This is a genomic window from Dorea sp. AM58-8 (assembly GCF_003464045.1).
Lineage (GTDB): Bacteria > Bacillota > Clostridia > Lachnospirales > Lachnospiraceae > Claveliimonas > Claveliimonas ammoniilytica.
Genome location: NZ_QSDM01000009.1, coordinates 26,147 through 41,289, shown reverse-complemented (window position 1 = coordinate 41,289; position 15,143 = coordinate 26,147). Strand labels below are relative to the sequence as shown.

The 15,143-nt window shown below is 43.5% G+C and carries 15 protein-coding genes and 1 pseudogene; 2 read left to right on the top strand and 14 right to left on the bottom strand.

Features of this window, described 5'->3' with window-relative positions; all coding sequences use genetic code 11:
* Nucleotides 1-49: 49 nt before the first annotated feature.
* The 9 genes and pseudogenes from DXA18_RS08220 to mgtE all read right to left on the bottom strand — a co-directional run bounded on the left by DXA18_RS08220 (nt 50) and on the right by mgtE (nt 8,317).
* A complete protein-coding gene (locus tag DXA18_RS08220; protein ID WP_118383494.1) occupies nt 50-1,441 on the bottom strand; it encodes a uracil-xanthine permease family protein in 1,392 nt (463 codons plus the stop codon).
* Nucleotides 1,442-1,550: 109 nt separating this feature from the next.
* On the bottom strand, nt 1,551-2,135 hold the full coding sequence (locus DXA18_RS08215) for a nucleotidyltransferase family protein (protein ID WP_118383493.1): 585 nt from the start codon (nt 2,133-2,135) through the stop codon (nt 1,551-1,553).
* Nucleotides 2,125-2,991: a selenium-dependent molybdenum cofactor biosynthesis protein YqeB gene (gene yqeB, locus DXA18_RS08210; protein ID WP_118383492.1), complete on the bottom strand. Its 867-nt coding sequence runs from the start codon at nt 2,989-2,991 to the stop codon at nt 2,125-2,127. The genes DXA18_RS08215 and yqeB overlap by 11 nt, the downstream gene beginning before the upstream one ends.
* The gene (gene yqeC / locus DXA18_RS08205) at nt 2,981-3,619 is read right to left on the bottom strand and encodes a selenium cofactor biosynthesis protein YqeC (RefSeq protein ID WP_118383491.1); all 639 of its coding nucleotides are present in this window, start codon (nt 3,617-3,619) and stop codon (nt 2,981-2,983) included. The genes yqeB and yqeC overlap by 11 nt, the downstream gene beginning before the upstream one ends.
* A 269-nt stretch (nt 3,620-3,888) precedes the next feature.
* Nucleotides 3,889-4,068 carry a 50S ribosomal protein L32 gene (rpmF, locus tag DXA18_RS08200; RefSeq protein WP_118383490.1) on the bottom strand — a complete coding sequence of 60 codons (180 nt, stop codon included), beginning with the start codon at nt 4,066-4,068 and terminating at the stop codon, nt 3,889-3,891.
* 3 nt (nt 4,069-4,071) lie between these two features.
* The gene (locus DXA18_RS08195) at nt 4,072-4,599 is read right to left on the bottom strand and encodes a YceD family protein (protein WP_118383489.1); all 528 of its coding nucleotides are present in this window, start codon (nt 4,597-4,599) and stop codon (nt 4,072-4,074) included.
* Between the two features lie 66 nt (nt 4,600-4,665).
* Complete coding sequence (locus DXA18_RS08190; RefSeq protein WP_118383488.1) at nt 4,666-5,853, bottom strand: acetate/propionate family kinase; 1,188 nt, start codon at nt 5,851-5,853, stop codon at nt 4,666-4,668.
* 23 nt (nt 5,854-5,876) lie between these two features.
* Nucleotides 5,877-6,875 (bottom strand): phosphate acetyltransferase, encoded by a 999-nt coding sequence (gene pta, locus DXA18_RS08185; protein ID WP_118383487.1) that lies wholly within the window; start codon nt 6,873-6,875, stop codon nt 5,877-5,879.
* Between the two features lie 102 nt (nt 6,876-6,977).
* A pseudogene (mgtE, locus tag DXA18_RS08180) lies at nt 6,978-8,317 on the bottom strand (magnesium transporter).
* A 229-nt stretch (nt 8,318-8,546) separates the two neighbouring features.
* On the opposite strand from mgtE, the gene DXA18_RS08175 reads away from it, so the two are divergent.
* The gene (locus DXA18_RS08175; RefSeq protein WP_330424486.1) at nt 8,547-9,764 is read left to right on the top strand and encodes a nucleotidyltransferase; all 1,218 of its coding nucleotides are present in this window, start codon (nt 8,547-8,549) and stop codon (nt 9,762-9,764) included.
* A 25-nt stretch (nt 9,765-9,789) separates the two neighbouring features.
* On the opposite strand, the gene DXA18_RS08170 is transcribed toward DXA18_RS08175, so the two are convergent.
* Nucleotides 9,790-10,404, bottom strand: a complete 615-nt coding sequence (locus DXA18_RS08170) for a histidine phosphatase family protein (RefSeq protein ID WP_118383486.1) — start codon at nt 10,402-10,404, stop codon at nt 9,790-9,792.
* Between the two features lie 123 nt (nt 10,405-10,527).
* Between DXA18_RS08170 and DXA18_RS08165 the strand changes: the two genes are divergently transcribed.
* A complete protein-coding gene (locus tag DXA18_RS08165; protein ID WP_118383485.1) occupies nt 10,528-11,007 on the top strand; it encodes an S-ribosylhomocysteine lyase in 480 nt (159 codons plus the stop codon).
* A 52-nt stretch (nt 11,008-11,059) separates the two neighbouring features.
* Here DXA18_RS08165 and DXA18_RS08160 read toward each other — a convergent pair whose 3' ends face one another.
* The 4 genes from DXA18_RS08160 to DXA18_RS08145 are packed head-to-tail and all read right to left on the bottom strand — an operon-like array spanning nt 11,060 to nt 15,123.
* The gene (locus tag DXA18_RS08160; protein ID WP_118383484.1) at nt 11,060-11,650 is read right to left on the bottom strand and encodes a DUF5662 family protein; all 591 of its coding nucleotides are present in this window, start codon (nt 11,648-11,650) and stop codon (nt 11,060-11,062) included.
* A 24-nt stretch (nt 11,651-11,674) separates the two neighbouring features.
* Nucleotides 11,675-12,376: a TraX family protein gene (locus DXA18_RS08155; protein ID WP_118383483.1), complete on the bottom strand. Its 702-nt coding sequence runs from the start codon at nt 12,374-12,376 to the stop codon at nt 11,675-11,677.
* A 2-nt stretch (nt 12,377-12,378) separates the two neighbouring features.
* Nucleotides 12,379-14,049, bottom strand: a complete 1,671-nt coding sequence (locus DXA18_RS08150; RefSeq protein ID WP_118383482.1) for an alpha-amylase family glycosyl hydrolase — start codon at nt 14,047-14,049, stop codon at nt 12,379-12,381.
* A gap of 48 nt (nt 14,050-14,097) precedes the next feature.
* Nucleotides 14,098-15,123: a sugar ABC transporter substrate-binding protein gene (locus tag DXA18_RS08145; protein ID WP_118383481.1), complete on the bottom strand. Its 1,026-nt coding sequence runs from the start codon at nt 15,121-15,123 to the stop codon at nt 14,098-14,100.
* Nucleotides 15,124-15,143: the final 20 nt, after the last annotated feature.

Genomic DNA, 15,143 nt, shown 5'->3' with positions numbered 1-15,143 from the left:
GTCAAAATTCCTGTCTGGGACACTTCTACTTCCTATCTGTTTCCAATATTTATTTATCCTTCGGCAGCAGGATATTCAATACAATTGCCACAACCGCCGCTGGAACGATACCAGATCCGCCAAAGATCAACGAAATCATCTGTGGCGCATTTGCAAGAATCGCTGAGTTACTTCCGATACCGTATCCTACGCCAAGCGCAACGGATACAATACTTAAGTTTCTTCCAGTCAATGGTTCTTTCGTAATCAGCTGAATACCACTGATGACAATAGATGAGAACATCATAACTGCTGCGCCGCCAAGTACAGCCTGTGGCATAATAGACACGATTGCACCAAGCTTCGGAATCAGTCCGCACAGAATCAGGAATACTGCTCCTGTAGATAATGCAAAGCGGTTCACAACCTTGGTCATAGATACCAGTCCTACATTCTGGCTGAACGAAGTATTCGGAAGTACACCGAACAATGCAGCAATTGTGGAGCCAAGTCCATCACACATGACACCTCCGGACAGCTCTTCTTCTGTTGCCTCACGGTCCATACCACCCATGATTACACCGGAAATATCTCCGACAGTCTCTACTGCTGTTACAATAAACATGATCATAACCGGAGCAATAGCACGCATGTCAAATACTGGCTTCACCGGCATCAGTTTTGGAATCTCAAACCAGTTAGCAGATGCTACTTTATCCCAGTTCAGTACCCATGCCTTAGTAAATTCCACGCCGTCTGCTGTCACACCTGTCGTCGGAAGAACAAATCCCATGATAAATGCTGCTATATATCCCACGATGATACCGATCAGGATGGAAGAAGAACTGAGCAGCCCTTTTCCCGTATGTTTAAAGATCAGAATAACTACCAGTACCAGAATTGCCAGGAATAAGTTCTCCGCAGATCCAAAGTCATTCGCAGTACTGCCGCCACCAAAAGAATTCACACCTACCCCGATCAGACTCAGTCCGATAGAAAGTACAACTGTACCTGTTACAACAGATGGGAAAAATCTTCTTAATGGTTTCAGGAAAAATCCAAGAACGGTCTCAAACAGACCACCCAGAATTGACGCACCCATGATCGCGCCATAAGCGATCACGCCGCCTCCCATGCTGGAAGCTACTGCATTAAACACCCCGATGAATCCGGAAGATGTACCCATGATGATCGGTACTTTTCCACCGATCGGTCCTATACTAAACAACTGAATCAGAGTAACGATACCTGCGATCAGCATCGCATTCTGAAGCAATGATACCTGTAAGTCTGCAAACTCACCACCGGATAAGCCACAGGCGCCTGTAATGATCAGGAGCGGAGTCAGGTTGCCGACAAACATTGCCAGTACATGCTGCATTCCCAGAGGTATTGCTTCTTTCAGGGACATCTTGCCCTCAAACTGAAATGCCTCCGGAGCTAATTCGAATTTTTTACTCATATTACTCTTTCTCCTTCGTGTGATAAATCTTGGGTTATTATATCAAATTATAAAATTTTAGTAAATTTAGTAAAAGTTCTAAATATTAATAAGATATACTTATTAATACTTATAACTTCAAATCCTCTCTACAATCAATATCCTCTAACTCTCGCTCATTACCTGCTTCCACATAGACACATTTATGTCTTCGTAGAACTTTCCTTCCGCCCTCGTCTCCTCGCAGTTCCATCAACTCTGGAAGCAGTGTTGCCGAAAACATCACCGGATTGCCCATACGGTTTTCACACTTTACTGACGCGCACTCTCCCGTATCACATCCTGCATTTATCAGCTTTTTTACTGTATCCGCAGTAAGCCCTGGCTGATCTGCCACTACAAACATCACAAAATCCTCAGGTTCCACATATTCCAATGCCAGAATACCTGCTTTGATGGTATAGGAGGCTCCATTTTTACTGTCCGGATTATATACAACATGAATATTTTCTTTCCACAATCTGTCATAAATTGCCCATTCCTGCACAACTACAGTAAGTGTTGTATCCGGATAGTTTTTCTGTACTTCTATTAATGTCTCCAGTCCATAACGATACAACGCCTTTCCATTAATAGTATATAAAAGCTTATTCCCCTGAAAACGTCTGCTGTTGCCTGCAGCCATATAGATCATGTGTACTTTCCTATGCTTCATCGGGATTCCTCCCCAAAAACAGGGAACTGTTTTCTTCCATAAGCTTACCGCAGATCACTTCCAGTACACTTCCGGCAATACATCTGGCCTTATCAGAGATCGTAAAGCAATTCTCCAGTTCTTCTTTACGTGGATCGATGTCTGCGATCTTAAATCCCTTTGATACATGATAACCAGTGCGGATCAATCCACGCAGGATACCATTCAGGGTAGCCTTAACCGGAACTCCTTCCCCTGTCATTGACAAATCTTCATAAATTTCAGCTATAATCTGCCCCTTTTCAACCAGGTCACCAATCTTACTGATATTCTTCATATATCCTGCACCAGATGCATGAATCACCCGTTCTTTATCATAGCCGCCGACCTTTCCCGGAATCCCGGTATTAGCAATCGCTGCCCCTTTCGTAATCACACGTCCGAGATTGTGTCCGCGCATAGATTCAATGACTACATCTACATCTGAACCTGCAGTAAATCCAGGTCCCACTCCAATCGTGAGCGGAGCCATATCTTTATATGTTCCCAGATTCTTCTTAGCAATAATCGCGTCTACAACTGCAACCGGCTTCAATTCTTCAATCCATTCTCCCTTCGGATCTATAAGAACCGGAACTTCTCTTTTCTGCCACGCAGTGAGAATATCCTCCATATTCTTCACACGAACAGCCTTCATGCCATCCACATACATCTCACCATCATAGACTGCTTCGCTGAAACACACCTGTCTACGAATGGAACTTGGCCGCTCCGATTCCAGACACACTACCTGAAGTCCTGCCTTCGCCAGACGATGAATGATCCCTGTTGCAAGATCTCCTCCGCCTCTGCACACGACAATTCTATTATAATCCATACTTTTCCCCTGCTTCTTCATATCCGATATAATGTAATTCTCCATTTACTTTCTCTGTAAATAATATCTGCATTTCTATAGAATTCTCTTCTGTCAGAAGTTTCTTCATATATCCATCTCGGATTATCACATTCAACATTTCAAATGTCAAGCCATCCTCTTCCCTCCATCCGAATCTTTTTATCAGTTCTTCATAACGAAATACTGTCTTTTTTATTGGCTCTCCTAGGGTCCACAGTCCCATTACAAGGATAATCTTTGTAGAGTATGGATATATTACCGGCTCATGAGCTCCGGGATATTTTACCGGCAGATGTTTCGAACCATCTGCTTCTATCAGTGTAACATCTGCATGATCCATCGCACGTCTCAGCACATCTTCCGAGAGAGTGGTAATCTTATCTGAGTTCTCCCCGTCCAGCTTCCCAGCCATACAGCTTCCCTGTTGTTCCATTTTTGCGATAATCTGCTCTGCATTACAGGATATATCCGTCTCCGGCTCCCGGAACATGTGGGTTGTTGTACAGATCAGTACTTTATTATTCTGTTTTCTGTATTCATCAGCCAATCGGTGAATCAGCGTTGTCTTACCTCCGGCACCAATGATGGATATTATTTCCTTATGCATAATCTTATTCCTATATACTATGATGCCAGGGTCAAAAGGTCTAAATCCACATGAGCTCGCTCATAAGTGGATGAAAGACCTTGGGACCCGCCCCAATATGAGCCTAAAAGTGGGATGTTAATCCCACGATATGCGAATAATTGGGAGGATTGTGGGAGTGCATAGCACGGAACAATCCGCAGGCATCATAGTTGGGGCTTTTGACCCCAACATCATATTATATAAAAAGGAGTCAAGCATAATGCTCAACTCCTTAACTTGTCTGCAAATTAATCCATTGCAATGATTTCTTTTTTGTTGTAAGAGCCACAGTTCTTGCAAACTCTGTGAGGCATCATTAACTCGCCGCACTTGCTGCACTTAACAAGATTCGGTGCGCTCATTTTCCAGTTTGCTCTTCTCTTATCTCTTCTTGCCTTTGAAGATTTATTCTTTGGACAAATTGACATAGGTTACACCTCCTTAAAATTCTTAAATACGTCGCGGATAACTGACATTCTCGGATCAAGGCTTGTATCCTCGCAATTGCAAGTGCCTCGATTAAGATTTTGACCACATACATTGCAGATGCCTTTACAGTCATCGCTGCACAGAATCTTTGTCGGCCACCCTGTCAATAACTCATTGTAGACCAATTGTTCCACATCTAAGCTGTATCCGTCAATATAGTTATTCTCGTCTAATTCTTCTGACTGATCTTCTGCCTCAGTGTCGGTCGTAATCTTATGCTCAAATTCAAGCTTAACCTTTACTTCCACATCATCCAGACATCTGTCACACGGAGCAACTGCGGTAATCTCGCCTTTGCCTCGTATCCACAGCTTACGCTCACCTGCATACTCTACAGATAACTCAAGCGGTGTCGTGTCTGTAATGTTATACGTCCCCATCTCCGACTTAAATGAAGTTATCTCAATCGGAACGGACTCTCTGATTGCTTTATGTTGTTCAGACAGAACGTCGGATAGGTTTAATATCATAGTATCTTCTCCTATTCACACACTAGACTATTATATCATGCAAATAAATTTTGTCAACAGAAAATTTTATACTAATTTAACTGTTTCGCGGGCAATTGCAAGCTCTTCGTTGGTCGGAAGTACAATAACCTTAACTTTTGAATCATCAGAAGAAATTATTGCAGTATCACCTGATACATTCTCATTTTTCTTTTTATCAAGTTCAACACCAAGATATCCAAGTGATTTACAAACATTCTCTCTGATCGGTACAGAATTCTCACCAACGCCTGCTGTAAATACGATCGCGTCCACACCGTTCATTGCAGCTGCGTAAGCACCGATATATTTAACAATACGATATACATATGCTTCAAGTGCAAGCTTAGCTCTTTCATTCTCTTCACCAGCAGCTTTAACTACATCACGCAAATCCGAAGATACTCCACTCAATCCGAGCAGACCTGACTTCTTATTCAGAATATTCAGCATTTCATCTACGCTGATGTGCTCATGGTTGCAGATAAACTGAAGAACAGCCGGATCTACATCTCCGCTTCGTGTTCCCATGATCAAGCCTTCCAAAGGTGTCAGTCCCATACTTGTATCTACACATTTACCACCGATGGATGCTGAAATACTTGCTCCATTACCGATATGGCATACAATAACCTTAGCATCGTCCTTGCCAAGCAGTTTAACAGTCTCACCAGACACAAACATATGACTTGTTCCGTGGAAACCATATCTTCTGATGCTGTATTTCTCATAATACTCATATGGGATTGCATACATAGCAGCTTTCTGTGGCATATTCATACCAAATGCTGTATCGAATACTGCTACGTTCGGCTTGCCAGGCATAGCCTTCTCACAAGCCTCAATACCGATCAGGTTAGCCGGGTTATGGAGTGGTCCAAGGTCAAAGCAGTCACGTACGACTTTCTTCACATCCTCTGTAACCAGTGTAGCATCACTGTATACAGTACCTGCATGCAGTACACGATGTCCGATTGCTGTAATCTCATCTGCGCTCTCGATCACACCATGCTCCGGATCCTGCAGTGCATCGATTACCAGTTTGACAGCTACGCTGTGATCCGGCATTGGCTGCTCTGTCACAAATTTGTCTTTTCCTGCAGGCTTGTGGGTCAGGACAGAACCTTCTGCTCCGATTCTCTCACAGATACCTTTTGCAAGAACGCTTTCGTTCTCCATATCGATCAGCTGATATTTTAAAGATGAACTTCCACAGTTGATAACTAATACTTTCATTCTACTTTTTCTCCTCTTAATTCTTACTGGTTCTGACACTGCACTGCTGTGATAGCAATTACACCTTCGATATCCTCAGCACTGCATCCTCTTGAAAGGTCATTAACCGGTGCTGCGATTCCCTGTGTCATCGGTCCGTATGCTTCTGCCTTAGCAAGTCTCTGAACCAGTTTATATCCGATATTACCTGCATCCAGGTCTGGGAATACAAGTACATTAGCCTTACCAGCTACCGGGCTTCCTGGTGCCTTAGAGGCTCCTACAGATGGAACGATTGCTGCATCAAGCTGCAGTTCTCCATCAACCATAACACCTTCCGGTGCATTTGCCTGAGCGATCTTAACAGCCTCTACTACTTTATCTACATCAGCATGCTTAGCACTTCCCTTTGATGAATGCGAAAGCAGTGCTACTCTCGGCTCGTCACCAACCAGAAGCTTGAATGACTCTGCTGCTGAAAGAGCGATTGCTGCAAGCTTCTCAGAATCTGGATTCTGCTCCAGACCACAGTCAGAGAATACAAATGTTCCGTTCTCTCCCATATCGCAATCCGGCACTACCATTACAAAGAAAGAAGATACTAACTTTGTACCTGGCTTTGTCTTCAGGATCTGCAGACATGGTCTCAGTGTATCTGCTGTAGAGTGGCATGCTCCGGATACCATACCGTCTGCATCGCCCATTTTAACCATCATAACGCCATAATATGTATAGCTGCTGAGAAGAAGTTCTCTTGCTTTTTCCTCAGTCATACCTTTCTTCTCACGAAGTTCTACCAACTTGGCAATGTATGCCTCTGTCTTATCGCTTGTTGCCGGATCTACGATAGTTGCTCCAGAAATATCGAATGAACCTTTATTCTTAGCGATCTCTTCTTCGCTTCCGATCAGGATCAGCTTAGCAGTTCCCTCTTTCAGAACTTTCTCTGCTGCTTCATAGGTTCTTGCGTCTTCTGTTTCCGGAAGAACGATTGTCTGTACATTTGCTTTTGCTTTTGCTTTGATTTCATCAATAAATCCCATGATTTAAAGACTCCTTTCCATTTTTCTCATATAGTTCCATTATAACGCAAAGAGACCTTGTCCACAAGGTCTCTTTCCAAGTTATATTAATAACAATTGTACTTAATTTAATCCAAACACATAGCTGACAATAGCAAAATATACACTGATCGTACTGATATCAACCAGGGTAGAGATCAGTGGCGTCGCCATGATCGCAGGATCAAGTCCTACTTTTTTTGCTACCAGCGGCAGCGTACATCCAACCACTTTTGCGATGATAACCGTACATGCATGGTAAGTCCGATGGTAAGTGCCATCAGCGCATCCCCCTGTCCCATGATCATGATACGGATGCCATTGACCGTAGCAAGTATCAGACTGATGCATACCGCCACCCGCACTTCTTTCCAGATTACTTTAAACAGATCCCGAAATTCGATCTCTCCCACTGCCAGACCACGTATCACCAGCGTCGAACTCTGAGAACCACAGTTACCACCTGTACCGGTTAACATCGGCACAAAACCTGCGATCTGAGGCATCATAGCAAGGGCAGCTTCATAACTGTTCATGATCATTTGCGTCACTGTTGCAGAAAGCATCAGAAACAACAGCCATGGGATACGACTCTTCACATGCTCAAAAATTGTCATCCCAAAATAAGAATCATCATCCGGATTAATACCGGCCATCCTGCTGATGTCTTCCGTTTCCTCATCCTGCAATACCAGCATGGCATCATCTACCGTAACAATACCGACCATACACATCTCGTGATCCACGATCGGCAATGCGATCAATCCGTACTTAGTGATCGTTCTTGCCACATCCTCCTGATCATCTGTTGTTCTTGCATACAGCATATTCGTGTCCATGATTTCCTCGATCAGTCTGGCTTCTCCGGTAGTCAGAAGATCCTTGATATCCACCACGCCGATCAACTTTCTCTTTTCTGTTACATAACAGGTATAGATCGTCTCGCGGTTCAGTCCCACCTGACGGATTTTTAGGATCGCATCTTCTACCGTCATATCCTGTGATAGTGCAATATAGTCTACATTCATGATACTTCCTGCACTGTCTTCCGGATACTGCAAAAGCTGATTAATCTGCTTCCGCTTTTCTTCGTCCGTAGCCATGAGGAGTCGGTCAACCACATTGGCAGGCATCTCTTCCAGCACATCTACTGTATCGTCCAGATACATCTCTTCCATAACTTCCTCAAGCTCCGAATCTGTCAGAGCATTGATCAGTATCTCTCTCTGGTCACTGTCCATATAGGAAAATGTCTCAGCCGCCTCTTCCTTCTCCAGCAGGCGAAAAATCAGCACCAGCCACTTTTCATCTACTTCCCGCAAAATCTCAGCAAGGTCTACGGGATACATGTTGTTCTTTAATTCTTCTTTTAATTCTTTGAACTGATGCTCATTGATCATTTCTTCAATTCGCTCGATCGTCAGTTCTTCTCTCTCTTCTGGAACGTCATGATCAAATTCACTTGTCGCGACAGCATGTCCCCAGTCCTCCGCATTTAACTGCTCCGGATTGTGTCTCTCTCCCATGTTCCCACTCCTTTACGGTTACTCTATTTTATCATGTTCTGAAATTTTCCAACGATTACCGATATTTGCACTTTTATACTCATTATAGTATAATCAATTTTAAACGATTATACAAGAGGAGAATCTTATGAAAACCGTCGGATTAATCACAGAATACAATCCATTTCACAACGGACATGCCTATCATATCGAAAAAGCAAAAATGCTGACCGGTGCCGACCGTGTGATTGTCGTTATGAGCGGCGACTTCGTACAACGTGGTGCTCCTGCCGTCATGCCCAAACACCTTCGCGCCAAAAGTGCGCTTCTATCCGGCGCCTCTCTCATCATAGAGCTTCCGGTATGTTTTGCTACTGGGAGCGCTGAATATTTTGCACAGGGTTCCATCTCTCTGCTTAACCAGCTGGGATGCATAGATTCCATCTGTTTCGGCAGCGAATGTGGCGACCTCCATCTGTTAAAAGAAATCGCGCAGATCCTTGCTGACGAACCTATAGAATATCAGACTGCTTTAAAACAGGCTTTAAAAGAAGGCGCGTCCTTCCCGGCAGCAAGACAGGAGGCACTTAATATTTATTCCGATAAGTACTCTGAGATTCTTGCCTCGCCAAACAATATCCTGGGTATCGAATATTTAAAAGCATTGGCAAAAATTCACAGCAAAATGGAACCGTTTACCATAAAGCGGATTGGTGCCGGTTATCATGATATGGATATCGACGGGCAGTTCAGCTCTGCCACTGCCATCCGTTCTGATATTTACCAGCTTGCTGATGTAAATTCTTCATCCGAAAGCCTTCCCCTGACTCATATTCAAACACAAGTACCTTCTTCCTGTCATGAATTGATGAAGAAAAACTATCAGACACGTTATCCGGTAAAGGCTGATGATTTTTCATTACTTTTAAAGGCAAAACTATTATCCGAAACGGCGGGCAGTCTCAGTCATTATCTGGACATGAGTCCGGAACTTGCCAACCGTATCCTGCGGCTCCGTAATGATTATCTCAGCTTCGAGCAGTTTTGTGACCTGTTAAAAACAAAAGAGCTGACCCGAAGCCGGATCAGCCGTTCTTTCATACATGTATTACTCGGAATCACAAATGACTGGTTAACTGCCATGAAAGCACCAGCCCCTTATGCGAGAATTCTGGGATTCCGTAGGGATCACGCAGATCTCTTGGGAATCTTAAAGCGGACTTCTGACATTCCACTGATCACAAGTCCTGCAAGAGCTGTGCTTGCAGATACAGCATACCAGATGCTGGAACTTGATATCTACGCATCCAATCTGTATGAGTCTGTGATCACCGATCTGTATGGAACACCCTTCATAATGAATTGACCAAACAGATCATAAAAATCTGAGATTAATAATAAATTCTGTCTTCTGCCAGAATGACCGGCACTCCGTTTCTTACATCAAGGATTGTCACACCACAGTTATGACTGCATCCATCTCCCCAGAAATTTTCTTTGGGGAGTTTTTTTATATTTGCAATCATAGATGCAAGTGCTCCACCATGTGTAGACACCAGAATTGTATGGTTCTGATATTCCTTTTTATGGCAAATTTCCTGAAGAAACTCTCCTGTCCTCTCTTCCAGATGTTCTAATGTCTCTCCGTCATCCGGAGCCTCATATCTGCCAGGCTCTGTGAAAAAGCACTGAAAATCTCTAGGCATCTCCTCATCCCAAGTATCCGGATTCCAGCAACGTCCCTCGTATCTGCCAAAAGATATTTCAATCAGACGTTTGTCAGTAATGATCGGTATATCTCTTCCTTCCAGGATAATCTCTGCTGTCTCTCTGGCTCTGGACAGCGGACTGCACAGACACAGATCAAACGGCACCTCCGCAAGTCCCTCTCTCGTCTTTTCTGCCAGTTCTCTTCCGTATTCATTCAACGGAATATCGATCTGTCCCTGATTGCGTTTCATTTTATTATAATCGGTCTCTCCATGACGGATCAGATAAAGCTTCATGTTCTGTTCCTCCTGTATTTTCTCCATTAGAATTAATTATAGCATGTCGAAACACTACTTGCATACCGGAACATTTTAAACTAGAATAAATAAAGAATATTTACACAAAGGAGTAGACCCGTCATGAAAAAAATCACAAGCTTTACAATAGACCACATTCGTCTGGTACCAGGCGTATATGTATCCAGAGTCGATGCTGTAGCAGGACATCCGGTCACTACATTTGATCTGAGAATGACCGCACCGAACGACGAACCGGTTATGAATACAGCTGAAATGCATACAATCGAACATCTTGCTGCTACATTTCTCCGCAACCATGAAGAATACAAAGACAAGACTCTGTATTTCGGGCCTATGGGATGCCGCACCGGATTCTATCTGCTGTTAGCCGGAGAATATACATCCAAGGATATCGTACCTTTGATGATTGAGATGTTTACATTCATCCGCGACTTTGAAGGCGAAGTACCTGGTGCCGCTCCAAAGGACTGCGGTAACTATCTGGATATGAACCTCGGCATGGCAAAATACCTTGCAAATAAATATCTGGACGAGGTACTGCTGCATATTACTGATGCGCAACTTAATTATCCTGCATAAATCATATAGAAAAAATCATCGGAATGTGCCTTTTACACTTCCGATGATTTTTCTATTTCTTTATTAATTTACGGAATAACCGTATCATTCTCTCTGTTAACGAATTTTCATTGCGAAGTACGGTTCTGCGTATATACGCACAGGTCGCATCTTCTCCTTCTTCAGCAAGCATTTCCAACAGATGCCGTAATAATGCCGCCGTCTCCGGATGAATCATATTGCCAAGCTTTGCCGCTCCACGGTCATAATATTCTAACGGATTCCAGTCTTCATAAGCATCTTTCTGATAAGTCTTAGATGCCGATACACGGTCTACAAACATCTCTACCACATAACGTGTCGGCATGCGCATACCCACAATTCCTTCTTCTTTATTCAGACTGTAATCAATCCAATATTCGTAATGATGCTTATTGCGTCCCTTGTGATGAAGCCACGCCGAAGATACTCCGGTTGCTTCCCGTTCTGCATTATTCGGACTACGGTTGCCCTGATAATACTTGCATCCCACCAAAAATTCCGAAGGTGTATATTTGGACAGGTCGTGCATCAGTCCCTGACGGTACAGTCCAACTTTAAAACACCCTTTCATAACCAGTAATTTGTGATGATTAATCGTACGCAAATGCTCAATAGCTTTCATAGCACATCCCTCTTTTTCGATATGTTACCGACCGATGACGATCATTTGTGATATCCCATATAATATCAACAGATGTACAGGATAGTATAAGTAAAAGAAGTATCCTGTGCTCCGTCCCTTTTTCCCATTATACAATGCAATTGGAAGAATCGCAAATATTCCCGCATACTGGATTGGAATTCCAAACAGAAAATTCCATCCGCCGACAAGAACTGCCTGATACCATTTATATTCTCTGGTAAACCAGAAAATCGCGATCAGAAGTACCCCCCATGCTCCGTAATCTGTATGCAGAAATTCTGCAGCAAACATCGCTACAATAACTACTTCTGCTTTCATCGCGTTCCCCGATGCCTTTTCGCAATAATGAAGCATAATCAGACCGATCAACAATGTAAAAAACACATTCTGATGTTCAATTGAAAAAATCTGTCCGGACTCTGCAAGGTTAAAGGGAATCTCTGACAACAGTCCGACAACCAACATCCGTTGTATATATCGCTTCAGATCATGGGTATGACTGAATCCTTCCGTCAGGGTAAAACAGAAAATAGGAAACGCCAGCCTGCCAATCCCACGCATCCAAAGTGCCTGTGGAAACAGGATAAATCCCATATGATCTATGGTCATTGTAAGGATTGCGATCATCTTTAAAGCAAAAGAACTCAGACCGATTTTTTGCTGTATGTCTTGCCATTCTGTTGTTCTTTGTTCTGCAACCTTCATGTTCATTCCACCTGTCGGCTTATCAGAAGCATAACAGTACGATCTTCCACCTGGATATCATGTTGATTATCAAGCAGCAACGGTTCCTTAAGCACACCTTCTTTTGTCGATGCTGCCAGATACCATTTCCTTTTTGATGTCAAAGTCGGTAATGCAAAGATGTGCTCTACCCAGTGCATATTATAGATCACAAAACAATCTGACGTACCTTGCGCCTGTCCGGAATAATATACTCCAAGCTGCCTGCTGCTCACTTCGTTCGGAATCCTCCATGCATGCTCACCATGAAAAGAGATGTCCGGGATTCCACATTTTGCCAGATCAGCCCCCATCAATGGTTCTGCCTGAGTAAGTACCGGCTGTGCCTTTCTGAAGCTGATCAGGTCTTTTATAAGTTCTGTAAGCCAGCCATATTGTTTCGCACGACTCCAATTCACCCATCCGGTTACATTATCCTGGCAATAGACATTATTATTGCCCTTCTGGCTGTTTGCAAATTCATCACCTGCAAGAATACATGGCGTTCCCTGTGCCGAGAACAGCAGCAGGAATGCATTGGTCATCTGCTTCTTTCTCAGCCCCATAACCGCTTTCTTTCTGCTTGGACCCTCAGCTCCACAGTTCCAGCTGTAATTGTATTCCGGACCATCCTGATTATTCTCGCCATTCTCCTCATTATGCTTGCGGTCATAAGACACCAGATCATTCAATGTAAAACCATTCTGGTTAGTAATATAGTTATAAATGTGTTCCGTATGATGATTGACCCAATACATTACATCATTCACCATACCCTCGTCTCCTTTCAGGAAACGACGCATGATATTCTGATAATCATTCGAATGTATCAGAATCTTCGTCCGACTGAGGATTGGATCCTTCGCAATCTCTTCCGCAGAGAAGAATACCGGATTCACAATAAAGCCATCCACATGGTACTCCATGCGATAATATCTCAGGCACTCTTCCATCAGCTGTCTGCCGGCTGATGCGTCAAATGGCATTTCGAGAATCACCTCAATTCCTGCTTTATGGCAGGCTTTGATCATATCTTTTAATTCGGTTACAGGATGCTCTCCTGCCGCATAACTGCTTTTAGGTGCAAAAAAGTACCCAGGACCATATCCCCAGTAGTTCACACCATTCTTACCACCGTTATCAAATTCATACACCGGCATACAGTGAATCTGATTAATCCCAAGTCCTGTCAGATATGGTATTTTTTCAACCAATCCTGCAAATGTTCCCTTATGGCGTACTCCTGATGCACTTTGTCTGGTAAAACCTTTAACATGCAGACTATATGCGATCACCTCATGCTGAGGAAGCATGAGCGGCGCATCCTTTTCCCAATCATAAGACTCCTGAACAACCACTCCTCGTCTCTGGCCTTTCATCACAGATACTTCCCTGACATAAGGATCCAGATACTCTTCACCATCTATTCGATACAGATATTCTATGTCTCCGCCCAGACCTTCTACTGCCACAAACCGCACATTACCAATCAATGGTTCCTGTTCCAGTTCACAGACGGAAAATGGCTCGGTATATCCTTTTTTATATAAGCACAGTTCGCAGACACTGTCCGGGGCAGCCGCAACTGAAAAATTAATCTTTTCTTCTGAAATTGTCACTCCAAGAGGTAATGCAGCTCCCCGCACATGCTTCATAATCTTTTCTCCCTGTTTTCTCTGATTATCTGGTGTATCTTTCTGCCGTTACTGCCATCCATCAACACCGTACATTTCTACATTATCACTGTTGATCATATATACTTCTTCATAGGTCTCTGGTTCGTACTCATTATCTTTCAGAATTGCCAATGCAACCTTCGCAGCATCCTTACCCATGTGAATCGGAGACTGTGCCACTGTTCCTGCCACAACACTGTCTTTTTTCACCAGTTCCTTCTTAATATCCGGCGATCCATCGATTCCATAGACAATGATATCTTTTCGTTCTGCCAGGTTCAATGCTGTGATCGCACCTACTGCAATCTGATCATTACCACACATAATAGCGGTAATCTCCGGATGAGCATCCAGCATCGCATTTGTCTCATCAAGTGCTTTCTGGAACTGTCCGTCTGCATCCGCTCTGTCCACAATCTCAAAGCCTACTTCTGCTGATGAGAGCGCTTTTTCAAATCCGGTAATACGGTCATTGACAGAATTCATCGTCGTGCTTTCAAGGATAAGAACGTTACCTCCATCCGGACATCTCTCGATCAGATCCTTCCCGCACAGATACCCGGCTGCCTGATTATCAGATCCTACATAAGCATCTACATATTCACTTTCCTTTACCTGTGTATCTACATTAATAATCTTCACACCGGCATCCTTCAATGCCCGAAGTGATGTACTGATTTTTTCCCAGTCAACCGGGCTCAGGAATATAGCATCAATGCCCTCATCAATCATCTCCTGAATCTGCTGGTTCTGAAGATCAGGATCACTTCCCGGATCCTTCGTGATCATCCGATAATCTTCATCTCCAAGTCCTTCTTTTACAGCACTTTCCAAAGTGATAAAATACGGATTCTGCATATCGATGCCACTGAAGCCAAACTTATATTTGACTTCTTCCTCTTCAGATGTATCCTCTTCTCCCTCTGCATCTGTCTCTGTATTCTCATTTGCTGTTGCATTATCTTCCGGTGTACCTACTGACTTTTTGCATGCTGCAAGAACAACCAGGCACGCAGCCAGTACGATAATCACGCTCCATGTTCTTTTTTTCATTCTTTCTTCCTCCTAATGTA